The following is a 14227-nucleotide window of genomic DNA, read 5'->3' as shown; positions in this document are numbered from 1 at the left end:
CGGCCCCCGGCCCGGAGCGGGCCTAGCGGGGCTGGCGGCGCCAGGGGCCGGTGATGGCCAGCATGATGCCCGGTTCCTGGATGTTCGCGAACAGGGTGTGGCCGTCGGGCGAGAAGGTCACCCCGGTGAACTCGCTGTACTCCGGCTCCTGTTCGGTGCCCTGGTTGAGCTCGTTGCGGGCGATCGGGTAGGTGCGGCCGGAGTCGGTGGCGCCGAACAGGTGCTGCACGCCCTCGCCGTCCTCGGCGATGACCAGACCGCCGTACGGGGAGACCGTGATGTTGTCCGGGCCGTCGAACGCGCCGTCCGCGCCGGGGTCCGGGTTGACGCCGAGCAGCACCTTCAGGGTGAGGGTCCGGCGGCGCGGGTCGTAGAACCACACCTGGCCGTCGTGGGGCACCGGGGACTCGTCCCGGGCGTACGAGGAGACGAGGTACGCGCCGCCGTCGCCCCACCACATGCCCTCCAGCTTGCGGGCGCGGGTGACCTGCTCGCCGGTGAACTGCTTGCGCACGGAGGTGGTGCGGGCGTCGCGGTCGGGCACGTCGACCCAGTCCACCCCGTACACCGTGCCGGTCCTCGTGGCGCGCGAGAGGTCGTCCACGAACCGGCCGCCCGTGTCGAAGCAGCGGGTGGCCTGGAGCACCCCGGCGTCGTCGGCGAGGGTGCGCAGGCGGCCCCGGCCGTGCTTGAAGCCGTGCGGCGGGGTCCAGCGGTAGAGGAGGCCGTTGGGGCCGGAGGCGTCCTCGGTGAGGTAGAGGTGGCCGCGCCGGGGGTCGACGACCACGGCCTCGTGGGCGTACCGGCCGAGCGCCTTGACCGGGCGCGGGGCGCGGTTGGCGCGCCGGTCGTGGGGGTCGACCTCGAAGACGTAGCCGTGGTCCTTGGTCATCCCGTTGAACCCGGCACGGTCCTCGGTCTCCTCGCAGGTCAGCCAGGTGCCCCAAGGGGTGGCGCCGCCCGCGCAGTTGGTGGAGGTGCCCGCGATGCCGACCCACTCGGCGACCGGGCCGCCGTGCGGGCGCACCTCGACGACCGTGCAGCCGCCGGACGCGGCCGGGTCGTACACCAGCCCCTCGGTGAGCGGCACCGGGTGCGGCCAGTTCTGGCGCGGGCCCTTCAGCTCGTGGTTGTTGACCAGCAGGACCGCCCCGCGCGCGCCCTCGAAGGCGGCGGTGCCGTCGTGGTTGGAGGGGGTCGTCTCGCCGGACTCCAGCCTGGTGACGCCGCTGTGGGTGACGATCCGGTACGAGAAGCCCTTCGGCAGGGCGAGTACGCCCTTCGGGTCGGGCAGCAGGGGGCCGTAGCCCGGCTCGTGGGGGTGCCCGTGCCCGGCCGGGCCGTACTCCTCGGCGGCGAGGGCGCCGGGCGCCGTGGCCAGCGCGCCGACCGTGCCGGTGAGGGCGACTCCGGCGCCGGTGAGGGCGGAATTCCTGGCGAACTCCCTGCGGCTGAGCGACATCGCGGGTCTCCTGACGGGGGTGCGGAGAGGGCGGGGGGCGCGGCCAGGGTCCCGGGGGCGGGCGAACCCCGCGCCAACACGGGGTGTCGCCCACCCCAACTCCCTTGCCCCTGGGGGGCCGCCCTCCACCTGCGGCCCGGTGGGGGCCACTCGCGCAGTTCCCCGCGCCCCCAAAAGACCGGCCGCCGCCCGCCTGCGGACCGTGGCGAGTTGCTCGCGCAGTTCCCCGCGCCCCAAAAGACCGGCCGCCGTCCACCTGCGGACCGTGGCGAGTTGCTCGCGCAGTTCCCCGCGCCCCTAAAAACCGGCCGCCGTCCACCTGCGGACCGTGGCGAGTTGCTCGCGCAGTTCCCCGCGCCCCTTCGGGGCGCCCCGAAGGGGCGCATTTGAGGGGCGCGGGGAACTGCGCGACCAGTTGGAGACAGCCCGCAGACAAACTCCGGGCCGAAAGGGGCGCGGGGAACTGCGCGAGCGGCCCCCACCGGCCCGCAGACGAACTCCGGGCCCAAAAAGGGGCGCTACGCCCGCGACCGCGCCTTGAAGGCGGCCTTCCGGGCCTCCTTCGCCACCTTCTTCTCCGGGTGCAACCGCCCCATCGCCTCCAGGACGTCCGCCGTGGCGGGATGGTCGACCCGCCAGGCCGCGTCGAAGAACCCGCTGTGCTGGCCGACCAGCCCCTCCACCAGCCCCTGGAGCTCCTCCAGGTCCCCGTCGACCGCCAGCTGCGCGGCGATCGTGTCGACGGCCAGCCAGAACACCATCGACTCCGGCGGCGCCGGAACGTCCGCCGCGCCCCGCTCGGCGAGCCAGACCCGGGCGAGGCCGCCGAGCTCGACGTCGTCCAGGACGGCGCGCAGCGCGGGCTCCGCCTCCGCGCCGGTGAGCGCGAGCGCCTGCTGGCAGTGGAGCCGGCGCAGCGGCCCGCGCTCGTCCGAGCCGCGGGCGGCGGCCAGCAACTCGGCGACCGCGCCGGGCAGTTCGTGCCGCGCCAGCCACTGCTCGGTCTCGGCGCGGGCCGCCGCCTCCGGGTAGTAGGCGATCCCGTCGAGCAGCACGTCCGCGCCCTTGTCCGCGAGGTCGCCGACGGCCGGGGCGTCCACGCCCGCCTCCAGCATCCGGGCCCGTACGCCGTAGAGGCCGAGCGGGGTGAGGCGGACCATGCCGTACCGGGCGACGTCCTCGTCGTCGACGGGCGGGGCGGGCTCCTCGCCCTCCTCGGCCATCAGGGCCTCGTCCACCGGCCGGTACGCGACCAGGCCGATCGGCTCCAGGAGGCGGAACTGGTCGTCGAGGCGCATCATCGCGTCCGACACCTGCTCCAGGATGTCGTCGGTGGGCTCGCCCATGTCGTCCGGGACGATCATCGAGGCGGCCAGCGCGGGCAGCGGCACCGGGCCCTCGCCCGCGCCGCCCTCGGTGACGGTGAGCAGGTAGAGGTTGCCGAGCACGCCCTCCAGGAAGTCGGCCTCGGCCTGGGGGTCCCAGTCCAGCCGGTCGAAGTCGATCTCGCCGTCGTCGCCGATGAGGTCGGCGAAGTCGTCGAGCACCGGGGCGGTCGCGTCCGCGAACACCGCGTCGAACGCGTCGAGCCAGGTGGTGAGGACGTCCTGCGGGGAGCCGGAGGTGAGCAGGGCCAGGCTCTCGCCGGGTGCGGCGGTGCCCTCGCCGTCCTCGTCCTCGGGGTCCTCGACCTCCACCAGGCCCGCGTCGACGGCCACCCGCCACGCCTCGCTGGCCTCGGCCGCGCCGTCCTCGTCGGCGGTCAGGCCCAGCTCGGCCGCGGCGGCGGGCAGTTGCTCCTCCACGAGCTCGCCCCCGGCGCCGACGCGGGTGCCGGGCCCGGCCCAGCGGGCCAGCCGGACCGCGCGGGCCAGCAGCGGGGCGGCCAGCGCCTCCCGCGCGAGCTCGGCCTCGGAGTGCAGCCGCACCGGCGGCAGGGTGGGGCGGTCTCCGGACATCTGTGACGTACTCCTCGGGGGAAGCGGTGTGGTGCGAGAGGGACCCAGCGTAGACGCATTTCGCCGGGTATCGCCGCGCCCGGCCCCGGTACGCGGCACGGCCTCCGGCGCGTTCCGGCCGGGGGCGGCGGCGGTTGCGTCCGGGAATCCGGGACGGCCCGGGGCACCCCGGACCCGGCCGTTCATCCGGCCGTCGAATTCCGGCCACCCGGCGACCCTTGACAACTGCCCCGCTCAGCCAAGAGATTGACGCGCGTAGAACTTGCTGCACACCTGAGCAGCACCGCACCCGCACGTGCACCTGACCCTCACCCCCCGGAGTTTGTTGATGCCCGTTCCGAGATCCGCCGCCGTCTCCGCCGTCGTCGCCGCCGCGCTGGGCGCCGGTCTGCTGGCCGCCGGTTCGTCCGCCGCCGCCGACCCGGCCGCCACCGCCACCGCCACCGCGGTCCGCATCCACGACATCCAGGGCACGACCCGCACCTCGCCGCTGGCCGGCCAGCAGGTGGCGGACGTGCCCGGCGTCGTCACCGGCGTGCGGACGTACGGCTCGTCGAAGGGCTTCTGGTTCCAGGACACGACGCCGGACGCCGACCCGGCGACCAGCGAGGGCATCTTCGTCTTCACCAGTTCGGCGCCGAAGGTGGCCGTCGGTGACGCGGTGACGGTCTCGGGCACGGTCACCGAGTACGTCCCGGGCGGCCTCTCCTCCGGCAACCAGTCGCTGACCCAGATATCGAAGCCGGCCGTGACGGTCGTCTCCTCGGGCAACGCGCTGCCCGCCCCGGTCGTGATCACGGCCCGCTCGGTGCCCGACCGCTACACCCCGGCGGGCGACCCGGCCGCCGGCAACAGCGTCAACAACCTGACCCTGAAGCCGAAGAAGTACGCCCTGGACTACTACGAGTCCCTGGAGGGCATGAACGTCCGCATCGGCACCTCGCGGATCGTCGGCGCCACCGACCCGTACAGCGAGCTGTGGGTCACCGTGAAGCCGCACGAGAACCGCACCAAGCGGGGCGGCACGCTCTACTCGTCCTACGACGACCAGAACACCGGCCGCCTCCAGGTCCAGAGCCTGGTGCCGACCGCCCAGCAGCCGTTCCCCACCGCGAACGTCGGCGACACGCTCACCGGCACCACCGAGGGGCCGCTGGACTTCAACCAGTTCGGCGGGTACACGATCACCGCCCGTACGCTCGGCACGGTCAAGGACAACGGCCTCAAGCGGGAGAGCACCCGCAAGCAGCGCACCGGTGAGCTCGCGGTCGCAACCTACAACGTGGAGAACCTGGACCCGACCGACCCGCAGTCCAAGTTCGACGCGCTGGCCGACGGCATCGTCACCCACCTCGCCTCGCCCGACATCGTGGCCCTGGAGGAGATCCAGGACAACAACGGCGCCAAGAACGACGGCACGGTCGACGCCTCCGTCACGGTCAAGAAGTTCACGGACGCGATCCTCGCCAAGGGCGGCCCCGCCTACCAGTGGCGCTCGATCGACCCGGAGAACCTGAAGGACGGCGGCGAGCCTGGCGGCAACATCCGCCAGGGCTTCCTCTTCAACCCGGCGCGGGTCTCCTTCACCGACCGCCCCGGCGGCGACTACAAGACCGCCGTCGGCGTCACCGGCACCAAGGGCCGCCCGGCCCTCACCCTCTCCCCCGGCCGGATCGACCCGGCGAACCCGGCGTGGGCGGACAGCCGCAAGCCGCTCGCGGGCGAGTTCGTCTTCAAGGGCAAGACGGTCTTCGTGATCGCCAACCACTTCTCCTCCAAGGGCGGCGACGAGGGCCTGGTCTCGCAGCACCAGCCGGTCCCGCGCTCCTCGGAGGCCAAGCGGCTGCTCCAGGCGCAGGCCGTCAACGGGTTCGTGAAGCAGCTCCTCGCGGTCGACAAGCACGCCCGGGTCCTGGCCCTCGGCGACATCAACGACTTCGACTTCTCGGGCACCACCAAGGCGCTGGAGGACGGCGGCGCGCTGCGCTCGGCGTTCCGCGCGCTGCCGAAGAAGGAGCGTTACTCCTACGTGTACCAGGGCAACACCCAGGTGCTCGACCAGATCCTGCACAGCCCGGCGATCCGGGACTTCGACTACGACAGCGTGCACATCAACGCGGAGTTCGCGGACCAGACCAGCGACCACGACCCGCAGGTCATCCGCTTCCGCCCGTAGCGACGGCCGGGGCGGGGTGACGGCGGCGGAAGGCGGCGCCCGTCACCCCGCCCCTCGCGCTGTCGGGGCGGACCCGCTCACGCCTCCTTGTCGCCGAGGCGCGCCAACTCGCTCTGGAACCAGTCGAGCCGGGCCTGGAGCAGCGCCGCCTCGGCGGCCAGCTCCGGCACGGTCCGGCCGGGCGCGGCGGCGCCCGTCTCCTCGGCGGGCCCCGCGCACAGCTTCAGCCCGGCGCCCGCGCGCCCGGCGAAGTCGGCGAACGACACGGTGGCCCGCTGCCCCGCGCACACCGCGCACACCGGCTCCACGACCCGCCAGCCGGGCCGCCCCCAGCCCGCGTCGGCGAGCCCGGTGGCCGGGCGTCCGCAGCGGCAGGGGCCGACGGTGGCGGTGCGCACCCGCTGGCGGGCGTACCGCATGCCGCGTTCGAACCTGATGTAGCGGCCCAGCACCGCGACTTCGAGCAGCAGCGCGCCCCGGTGCTCGCCCACGCAGGTCAGCGCCGCCGCCTCGGCGCGCCGGTGCAGGCAGTGGAAGCCGCAGTCGCACCGGCGCGAGGGCGGGCGGTGGCGCCGGCCGTAGGCGCAGCCCGCGTCGTCGAGCACCCCGTAGGGCAGGGCGGCGCCGAGCGAGACGCCGAGGAACCCGGCCCGGGAGCCGTCCTGGGAGAGCGCCGCGCGGGCGATCTTGTAGCCGATGGGCGGCTCCGTCGGGCGTTCCTCGGGGAGCCGCAGCCTCATCGGGCCGCCGTCACCTCGGCCGGGACCTCGGCCGGAACCTCTTCGGGCACGGGCGCCTCGGCCCGTACGGCCTCGGCCTCCTCGGGCCGTTCTTCCGCGACACCAGTGGCGAGAGCCTTGCCGAGCTTCATGTCGACCTCCTGGAGGGGGCACACCGGCTTCTCATGGTGACGCAAGGGCCGCCGGTCGCCAAGAGCGCGCGGTCCGCCCACAGTTCAGCGATGCTGATGAATATCCGGGAGAAACTCTCAGTAGACCTTCACGCCCGTCGGCCCGAGACTTCGGGAATGAGTACTTCCCGCCCTTTCGGGCGCGCACTGTGCGCCATGGTCACGCCCTTCGCCGCCGACGGCGGCCTCGACCTCGACGCCGCCCGGCGGCTCGCCGCGCACCTGGTGGCCGAGGGCTGCGACGGCCTGGTCCTCAACGGCACCACCGGTGAGGCCCCGACCACCTCCGACGCGGAGAAGACCGCGCTGGTGCGGGCGGCGCGCGAGGCGGTCGGCGCGGACGTGCCCGTCGTGGCAGGGGTGGGCAGCGCCGACACCCGGCACACCGTGGAGCTGGCCCGCGCGGCCGAACGGGCGGGCGCGGACGGCCTGTTGGTGGTCACGCCGTACTACAGCCGCCCGCCGCAGGACGCGGTGGAGGCCCACTTCCGTACGGTCGCGGACGCCACGGCGCTGCCGGTGATGCTGTACGACATCCCGGGCCGGACCGGGGTGCGGATCGGCACGGAGTCGCTGCTGCGGCTGGCGGAGCACGAGCGGATCGTGGCGGTCAAGGACTGCGCGTACGACCTGCTGGGCTCCACCAAGGTGATCGGCCGCACCTCGCTGGCGTACTACTCGGGCTGCGAGGAGCTGAACCTGCCGCTGTACGCGGTGGGGGGCGCGGGATACGTCAGCACGGTGGCGAACGTGGCGCCGGGGCAGCTGCGGGCCCCGCTCGACGCCCACGACAAGGGCGACCCGGCGGAGGCGGCCCGTCTCAACCACCGCACGCTCGCGCTGGCGGAGCTGATGATGGCGGCGGGCCTGCCGGGCGCGGTGACCGCGAAGGCGCTGCTGGGCGGCCCGGTGCGGGAGCCCCTGCGGCCCGCCACCGCGGAACAGGCCGGGGCGCTGCGCAGGGCGCACGCCGCTCTGATGGCCGCGCCGTAGGAGCGCGGCGCGCGTCCGGCCGCGCGGTGTGCGTGGCCGGACGCGCCCTCGCGGCGCCTCAGTTGTGCGCGTGCAGGACCTCGTTGAGCCCGCCCCACACCGCGTTGTTGGGCCGGGCCTCGACGGCGCCGGTGACCGAGTTCCGGCGGAACAGGATGTTCGAGGCGCCGGAGAGCTCACGGGCCTTGACGATCTGGCCGTCGGGCATCGTCACACGGGTGCCCGCGGTGACGTAGAGCCCGGCCTCGACCACGCACTCGTCGCCCAGCGCGATGCCCACGCCCGCCTCCGCGCCGACCAGGCAGCGCTCGCCGATGACGATGCGGACGTTGCCGCCGCCCGACAGGGTGCCCATGGTGGAGGCGCCGCCGCCGATGTCGGAGCCGTCGCCGACGACGACACCGGCGGAGATGCGGCCCTCGACCATGGACGTGCCGAGCGTGCCCGCGTTGAAGTTCACGAAGCCCTCGTGCATGACGGTGGTGCCCTCGGCCAGGTGGGCGCCGAGGCGCACCCGGTCGGCGTCGGCGATGCGGACGCCCTTGGGGGCCACGTAGTCGGTCATGCGCGGGAACTTGTCGACGGACGTCACCTGGAGGTGGAGTCCGGCGGCGCGGGCGTTCAGCCGCACCGTCTCCAGCTCGTCGACGGCGACCGGGCCCAGCGAGGTCCAGGCGACGTTGGCGAGCAGGCCGAAGAGGCCGTCGAGGTTCTGGCCGTGCGGCTTGACCAGGCGGTGCGAGAGCAGGTGCAGCCGCAGGTAGGCGTCGTGCGCGTCCAGCGGCTTGTCGTCGAGCGAGGCGATGACCGTACGGACGGCGACGACCTCGACGCCCCGGCGCTCGTCGACGCCGAGCGCGGCGGCGGCGCCCTTGCCGAGGAGGGCGGTGGCCTGGTCGGCGGTGAGGCGCTCGGTGCCGGCCGGGCCGGCTTCGGCGGCCAGCTCGGGGGCGGGGAACCAGGTGTCGAGAACGGTGCCGTCGCCGGCGAGGGTGGCGAGGCCGGCGGCGACGGCGCCGGTGGAGCGAGAAGCAGTAGCAGTCGTGTCGGTCATGGCACAGAACCTAACCGGCGGCGGCCCGCCGGGGCGAACCGGTCTCAAGTGACGAGCGCGCGTCGGCCCCGGTCAGCGGCGCCCGCGAACCCCCCGCCCGCAGCACCGCGAGCCCGGCGAGGCCCGCCAGGACGGCGCACAGCGGCCACAGCAGGGCGGGCGCGGCGGTGTAGAGGGCGCCGCCGAGCGGCGGGGCCAGCACCTGCCCGCTGATGGAGGCACCGGCGTACAGGCTCTGGAAGCGGCCCTGGGCGTGGGCGGGCGCCTGGTCGGCGACGTAGGCGGTGGCGGTGGTCTTGTAGAGGATCTCGCCGAGGGTGAGCGACACCATCAGCGCGAGGGCCCAGCCGAGCGAGGCGCCCGGGATGAGCAGCGCGTAGCCGAGGCCGACCAGGAGCAGCCCGCAGCCGATCACCGGGAGCGGGGCCCGGCCGCGCAGGGCGTGCACGGCGGGCAGTTCGAGGCAGAGGATCACACCGCCGTTGACGGCGATCAGCCAGCCGTAGACATGGGCGTCCATGCCGTGGTCGGCGAGGAAGACGGGCAGGGTGGAGTACTGCTGGCGGTAGACGAGGTCGACGCAGACGATCGCGGCGAGCAGGACGAGCACGGCGGGCCGCATCCGCAGCTCCTGCCACAGGCCGCGCTCGGCCCGTTCGTGGCCCGGCCGGGCGGGGGCGGCGGCGCGGGCGGGCAGCACCCGGGCCGCGTAGGCGGCGAAGAGCAGGGTGCCGATGCCGTCGGCGGCGAAGAGCCAGTCGTAGGACCAGTGGGCGGCGACGAGCGCGCCCAGCGGCGGTCCGACGGTGAAGCCCGCGTTGGAGGCGAACCGCATCACGGCGAAGCCCTGGCGGCGGCTGCCCTCGGGGACGCCGACGGCGACCAGCGCCGAGTTGGCGGCCCGGACGACTCCGGAGGCGTACTGGGCCAGCGGGAGCGCGGCGATCAGGACCGGGGTGGGCAGCAGCGCGAGGACGGCCAGCAGGCTGCCGCTGACCAGGGCTCCGGCGAGCAGGGCGCGGCGGTGGCCGTAGCGGTCGCCGAACCAGCCGCCGGTGAAGTTCCCGGCGACCAGGCCGATTCCGCCGATCCCGCCGATCAGCCCGGCCTGGGCGACGCCCAGTCCGCGCGGGCCGGTCAGATAGACGAAGAGGTAGACGAACGTGAAGCTCACGACCGCGTTGAAGAAGATGCCGAAGCAGAGCATCCGGACGGTTCTGGGCACCGCGCGCAAGGTCTTCACGACGACGTCCCCCCTGGTGTCGTACGAGCCGGAACCCGGAGTGAGTTCCTTATGGGAACGGACTATGTCAGCATGGGGGCCGCAGGTCAACGGCGTACGGCCGGACCGTACGGAAGGATGGCGGCATGCCCCAACGCACTCGCCTCCATGACGAGCACTGCGCCATCGCCCAGGCCCTCGACGTCGTCGGCGACTGGTGGACCCTGCTGATCGTGCGCGACGCCGCACGCGGGGTGCACCGGTTCGACGCGCTCCAGCGGGAGCTCGGCATGTCCCGCAAGGTGCTCGCCGAACGGCTGAAGCTGCTCGTGGAGACCGAGGTCCTCACGCGGGAGCCGTACCAGGACCGCCCCGTGCGGTACGAGTACCGGCTCACCCCCCGCGGCCGTGCCCTGCTGCCCGTACTGATCGCACTCCAGGACTGGGGAGACACCTGGGTGCTGGGAGAAGGAGAGACGATGGCCACGGCGACCGAGACGTCCGGGGAGACCGAGCGGGTACGGGAGCTGGTGGGCACGAAGGTGCCGGCGCTCCTGCTGACCGACTTCGACGGGGAGCCGCGCGACCCGGTGTCGCCGGACACCCCGCACACGGTCCTGTACCTCTTCCCGGGCGCCTACGCCCGCAAGGAGTCGTACCCGCCCGGCTGGGCCGGGATCCCGGGGGCGCCCGGGTGCACGCTGGAGTCGTGCACCTACCGCGACCAGCTGGCGGAGTTCACGGCGGCGGGCGCGACCGTGCACGGGGTGTCCACCCAGCGCCCGGACGAGCAGCGGGCGTTCGCGGACAAGGAGCGGCTGCGCTTCCCGCTCCTGTCGGACGCGGAGCTGACGCTGACGGCGGCGCTGCGGCTGCCGACGTTCCGCACGGCCGGGGTGAGCCGGCTCAAGCGGCTGACGCTGGTGGTCGACCGGGACCGCACGGTGGTGGAGGCGCTGTACCCGATCACCGATGTCGAGGAGAGCGTGCGGGCGGCACTGGCGGTGGTGCGGGGGGCCGCCGGGGCGTGAGCCGGGCGGGGGCGGCGCGCGGCGGACTCAGTGCGCCGCGCCGCCGAGGTTGAGCAGCGCCACCCCGCCGATGACCAGCGCGATCCCGGCGAGCTTGGCGGCCGTCATCGTCTCGCCCAGGAAGACCATGCCGATCACGGCGATGACGGCCGTGCCCGCGCCGGACCAGATCGCGTACGCGGTGCCCACCGACATCGACTTCAGGGTGAGCGAGAGCAGATAGAAGGCGAGGAGGTATCCGCAGACGGTGACCAGCGAGGGCCAGAGCCTGGTGAAGCCTTCGCTGTACTTCATCGCGGAGGTCGCGGCGATCTCCGATGCGATGGCGCAGGAAAGCAGGACATAGGGCATGCGCCGAGCGTACACAGCGATGCGTACACCCGTACACAACGACTGGGTGAACGGTGGGGTGGACGGCCGGGTGTGCCATCAGGGCAGCAGCCGGGAGAGCAGCACGCGCGCGTACTCCTCGTCGTAGTCGCCGCCGGTGAGCAGCGCCTGGAGGCAGATCCCGTCCATCAGGGCCACCAGGCCGCGCGCCGTCACCGGGTCCGTGTGGGGGGCCAGCAGCTCGGCCACGCCCTCGGTCCACTCGGCCGCCACCGGCCGCAGCGCGGGGCGCCGCAGCGCCGCCAGATACAGCTCGTACTCCAGCTCCGCCCGCGCCCGGTCCCCCGCGATCCACTCGCCCATCAGCCGGGCCAGTTCGGCGGCCACGTCCACGCCCGGCGCCGCCAGCGCCCCGCGGTCGCGGAGCACGGCGGCGAACCCCTCGTTGGCCTGGCGCAACGCGGCGACCAGCAGCTCGTCGAGGGTGGCGAAGTGGTACGTGGTGGAGCCCAGCGGCACATCGGCCTCGGCGGCGGCGCTGCGGTGGCTGAGCCCGGCGATGCCGCGCTCGCCGACCACCCGGATCGCCGCGTCGATGATGCGGCGCCGCCGTTCGGGGTCGTACCGGCGGGCCATCAGTCGCACGTTCCCTGGTCGCAGGCCATGCCCCGACCGTACCCGGACGGCGGGTCCGGGCGGCCGGGGCGGGGCGGCGGCGGTCAGCCGGTCAGCCGGTCAGCCGGTGACGGTGAACCAGGTGGCGCGGGACTTCTTCCACTCGGGGTGCGTGAGGTCCTTGGCCTCGGTGCCGTCCCCGTACAGATCGGCCGACCCGTCGTCGGTGATCAGCTGGGCGCGGGCGCCCGGCACCGTCAGGTCCGGCACGTCCACCACGGCCTCCCAGCCGCCCGGGTCGCTGGTGGGCAGGGAGCGCAGCTTGACCGGGGCGTGCGCGGCGACGCCGTCCCAGGAGTAGAGCGCGTACGGGTCGGAGTTGTCGTCGGCCGCCCACGAGCCGGCGACGATCAGGTACTGGTCGGCCGCGTTCTTGCGGATGTCCCGGATGCTCAGCCCGCCCAGGTCCAGCTCGACGGGCGTCCCGAAGACGGCCTTGGCGCCGCTGCCCAGCACCTTGTCGAAGTTGGTGACGGGCACGATCAGCGCCCTGCCGCCGTTCACCGGGGGCACCAGCGGAGCGCGGAAGCCGATGTACGCGGTGGTGGCCGAGCCGGGCGCGAACTCCAGCCCCTCCACGTTGAACCCGTCGATCTGCTTGGGCACCTGGCCCGTGGCGGTCCCGGCGGCGAAGCCGTACCGGTCGCCGTTGGCGCGGTCCCAGGCGACCAGGTCGTCGCGGAGCTTCTTGTAGGAGCGGCCGAGGGTGAGCTGGGTGTTCGCCCCGGATCCGGTCACGGTGGTGGTGAAGACGGTGTTGCGGTCGGCCTTGTACTCGCCGTCCTTGTTGTTGCCGAGCGAGCCGGTCCAGTACACGGTGTCGCCGACCCGGGCCGCGCCCTCGATGTCGATCTCCTTGGAGACCCCGAGCTGGGAGCTGAAGTCCCAGGTCCTCACGGGCGCACCGGACTTCGCACGGTCGTAGAGCCGCAGCGTGTTGGACTCGTCGTCGGCGACCACGGCGTACCCGCCGCCCACGTCGACGGCGGCGGAGGCGTCGCTGGAGCCGGTCAGATAGCGGGTGTCCGGGCCGTCCTGGACGGCGGCGGAGGCGGCGTAGTGCAGCGTCTTGGTGACGCTCTTGCCGCCGAGGCCCGTCAGCTTGAGGGTGAGGTCGGTGTAGCCGCGCCCGCGCGCGGCCACCGCGACCTGCCGGGTGGCCCCGCTCCCGGTGACGCTCACGTCGCCGGGCGCGGCGACCGACGCCTTGGTGCTGGCGGAGGCGGCGAGGGTGAGCGCGGACGCGTCGGCCCCGCTCTGCCCCACGGTCACGGTCACCACGGGGTCCCCACTCGCCCCCACGGCACCCGAGAGGTACCCGGCCGAGAGCGAGAGGGTCGGGGTGCCGTAACCGGCCGCGTGCGCGGGGGCGTTCAGACCCATGGCGGACAGCGTAAGAGCCCCGCTCACGGCCGCGAGGGCAACGCGCTTGGCACGGGAAACGTCATACAGCACTGGGGGCCTCTCGTCGGCGTGATGTCGACGAGAAGAGTCGTGTGCGTGCGCCAATTCCGGCCGTACGGGATACGTACGGAAGGCGAACAACGCCGGACGGCCCTCATGCGTCGCAGCGCATGAGGGCCGTCCGGCGTACGGGTGGGGCGGGTGGGATCAGACGTTGAACCCCAGCGCGCGCAGCTGCTCGCGGCCGTCGTCCGTGATCTTGTCCGGGCCCCACGGCGGCATCCAGACCCAATTGATCTTGAGTTCGTTGACGATGCCCTCGGTCGCGGACTTCGCCTGGTCCTCGATCACATCGGTCAGCGGGCAGGCCGCCGACGTCAGGGTCATGTCCAGGGTGGCGACGTTGGAGTCGTCGATGTGGATGCCGTAGATCAGGCCCAGGTTGACGACGTCGATGCCCAGCTCGGGGTCGACGACGTCGTACAGCGCCTCTCGTACTTCTTCCTCCGAGGCCGGCTTCAACGTGGCCTCCGCGTTCTCGCTCATGCGCTCTTCCTCTCGGCTCCGGCACCCAGTGCCTGGGCCGTCGCGTCCTTCCAGGCCATCCAGCTCAGCAGGGCGCACTTGACGCGCGCCGGGTACTTGGAGACGCCGGCGAACGCCACCGCGTCCTCCAGCACCTCCTCCATCGCGTCGTCCGGCTCCAGCTGGCCCTTCGACTGCATCAGCTCCAGGAAGGCGTCCTGGATCCGGCGCGCGTCGTCCAGGTCCTTGCCGACCAGCAGGTCGTTGAGGACCGAGGCGCTGGCCTGGCTGATGGAGCAGCCCTGGCCCTCGTACGAGATGTCCGAGATCCGCGAACCCTCGTACTTCACGCGCAGGGTGATCTCGTCCCCGCACGTCGGGTTCACGTGGTGCACCTCGGCGTCACCGTCCCGCAAGCCCCGCCCGTGCGGGTGCTTGTAGTGGTCCAGGATGACGTCCTGGTACATCGAATCCAGCTTCACGTCCT

At 73.4% G+C, this 14227-nt stretch carries 14 protein-coding genes; 3 read left to right on the top strand and 11 right to left on the bottom strand.

The window, feature by feature from the left end:
• Positions 1-22: 22 nt before the first annotated feature.
• Together AB5J87_RS26740 and AB5J87_RS26735 are read right to left on the bottom strand one after the other, a co-directional pair.
• Positions 23-1462, bottom strand: a complete 1440-nt coding sequence (locus AB5J87_RS26740) for an alkaline phosphatase PhoX (protein ID WP_369379992.1) — start codon at positions 1460-1462, stop codon at positions 23-25.
• Between the two features lie 518 nt (positions 1463-1980).
• Positions 1981-3420, bottom strand: a complete 1440-nt coding sequence (locus AB5J87_RS26735; RefSeq protein WP_369379990.1) for a hypothetical protein — start codon at positions 3418-3420, stop codon at positions 1981-1983.
• Positions 3421-3748: 328 nt separating this feature from the next.
• Between AB5J87_RS26735 and AB5J87_RS26730 the strand changes: the two genes are divergently transcribed.
• Positions 3749-5596: an endonuclease/exonuclease/phosphatase family protein gene (locus tag AB5J87_RS26730; RefSeq protein ID WP_369379988.1), complete on the top strand. Its 1848-nt coding sequence runs from the start codon at positions 3749-3751 to the stop codon at positions 5594-5596.
• 77 nt (positions 5597-5673) lie between these two features.
• On the opposite strand, the gene AB5J87_RS26725 is transcribed toward AB5J87_RS26730, so the two are convergent.
• Together AB5J87_RS26725 and AB5J87_RS26720 are read right to left on the bottom strand one after the other, a co-directional pair.
• Positions 5674-6336 carry a hypothetical protein gene (locus AB5J87_RS26725; protein ID WP_369379986.1) on the bottom strand — a complete coding sequence of 221 codons (663 nt, stop codon included), beginning with the start codon at positions 6334-6336 and terminating at the stop codon, positions 5674-5676.
• A complete protein-coding gene (locus AB5J87_RS26720; protein WP_369379984.1) occupies positions 6333-6467 on the bottom strand; it encodes a hypothetical protein in 135 nt (44 codons plus the stop codon). Before AB5J87_RS26720 ends, AB5J87_RS26725 begins: the two co-directional genes overlap by 4 nt.
• A gap of 156 nt (positions 6468-6623) precedes the next feature.
• On the opposite strand from AB5J87_RS26720, the gene dapA reads away from it, so the two are divergent.
• Positions 6624-7499 (top strand): 4-hydroxy-tetrahydrodipicolinate synthase, encoded by an 876-nt coding sequence (gene dapA, locus AB5J87_RS26715; protein WP_369379983.1) that lies wholly within the window; start codon positions 6624-6626, stop codon positions 7497-7499.
• Between the two features lie 58 nt (positions 7500-7557).
• On the opposite strand, the gene dapD is transcribed toward dapA, so the two are convergent.
• Together dapD and AB5J87_RS26705 are read right to left on the bottom strand one after the other, a co-directional pair.
• Positions 7558-8553: a 2,3,4,5-tetrahydropyridine-2,6-dicarboxylate N-succinyltransferase gene (gene dapD / locus AB5J87_RS26710; protein ID WP_369379982.1), complete on the bottom strand. Its 996-nt coding sequence runs from the start codon at positions 8551-8553 to the stop codon at positions 7558-7560.
• 10 nt (positions 8554-8563) lie between these two features.
• Entirely contained in the window at positions 8564-9796 is a 1233-nt protein-coding gene (locus tag AB5J87_RS26705; protein ID WP_369379980.1) for an MFS transporter, read from the bottom strand.
• Between the two features lie 125 nt (positions 9797-9921).
• Here AB5J87_RS26705 and AB5J87_RS26700 point away from each other — a divergent pair, with 125 nt between their 5' ends.
• Positions 9922-10806, top strand: coding sequence for a winged helix-turn-helix transcriptional regulator (locus tag AB5J87_RS26700; protein ID WP_369379978.1), 885 nt, complete (start codon positions 9922-9924; stop codon positions 10804-10806).
• Positions 10807-10833: 27 nt separating this feature from the next.
• On the opposite strand, the gene AB5J87_RS26695 is transcribed toward AB5J87_RS26700, so the two are convergent.
• The 5 genes from AB5J87_RS26695 to sufU all read right to left on the bottom strand — a co-directional run bounded on the left by AB5J87_RS26695 (position 10834) and on the right by sufU (position 14222).
• Positions 10834-11157 (bottom strand): multidrug efflux SMR transporter, encoded by a 324-nt coding sequence (locus AB5J87_RS26695; RefSeq protein WP_369379977.1) that lies wholly within the window; start codon positions 11155-11157, stop codon positions 10834-10836.
• Between the two features lie 78 nt (positions 11158-11235).
• Entirely contained in the window at positions 11236-11772 is a 537-nt protein-coding gene (locus AB5J87_RS26690; RefSeq protein WP_369379976.1) for a TetR/AcrR family transcriptional regulator, read from the bottom strand.
• A 99-nt stretch (positions 11773-11871) separates the two neighbouring features.
• Complete coding sequence (locus AB5J87_RS26685) at positions 11872-13194, bottom strand: DUF3616 domain-containing protein (protein WP_369379974.1); 1323 nt, start codon at positions 13192-13194, stop codon at positions 11872-11874.
• Positions 13195-13422: 228 nt separating this feature from the next.
• Entirely contained in the window at positions 13423-13761 is a 339-nt protein-coding gene (locus tag AB5J87_RS26680) for a metal-sulfur cluster assembly factor (RefSeq protein ID WP_369379973.1), read from the bottom strand.
• Positions 13758-14222, bottom strand: a complete 465-nt coding sequence (gene sufU / locus AB5J87_RS26675; RefSeq protein ID WP_369379971.1) for a Fe-S cluster assembly sulfur transfer protein SufU — start codon at positions 14220-14222, stop codon at positions 13758-13760. Before sufU ends, AB5J87_RS26680 begins: the two co-directional genes overlap by 4 nt.
• Between the last annotated feature and the right edge of the window lie 5 nt (positions 14223-14227).

The organism is Streptomyces sp. cg36 (genome assembly GCF_041080675.1).
Taxonomy (GTDB): Bacteria; Actinomycetota; Actinomycetes; order Streptomycetales; family Streptomycetaceae; genus Streptomyces.
Note: the sequence above shows the minus strand (reverse complement) of the source record. Positions and strands in the feature narration are given on the sequence as shown.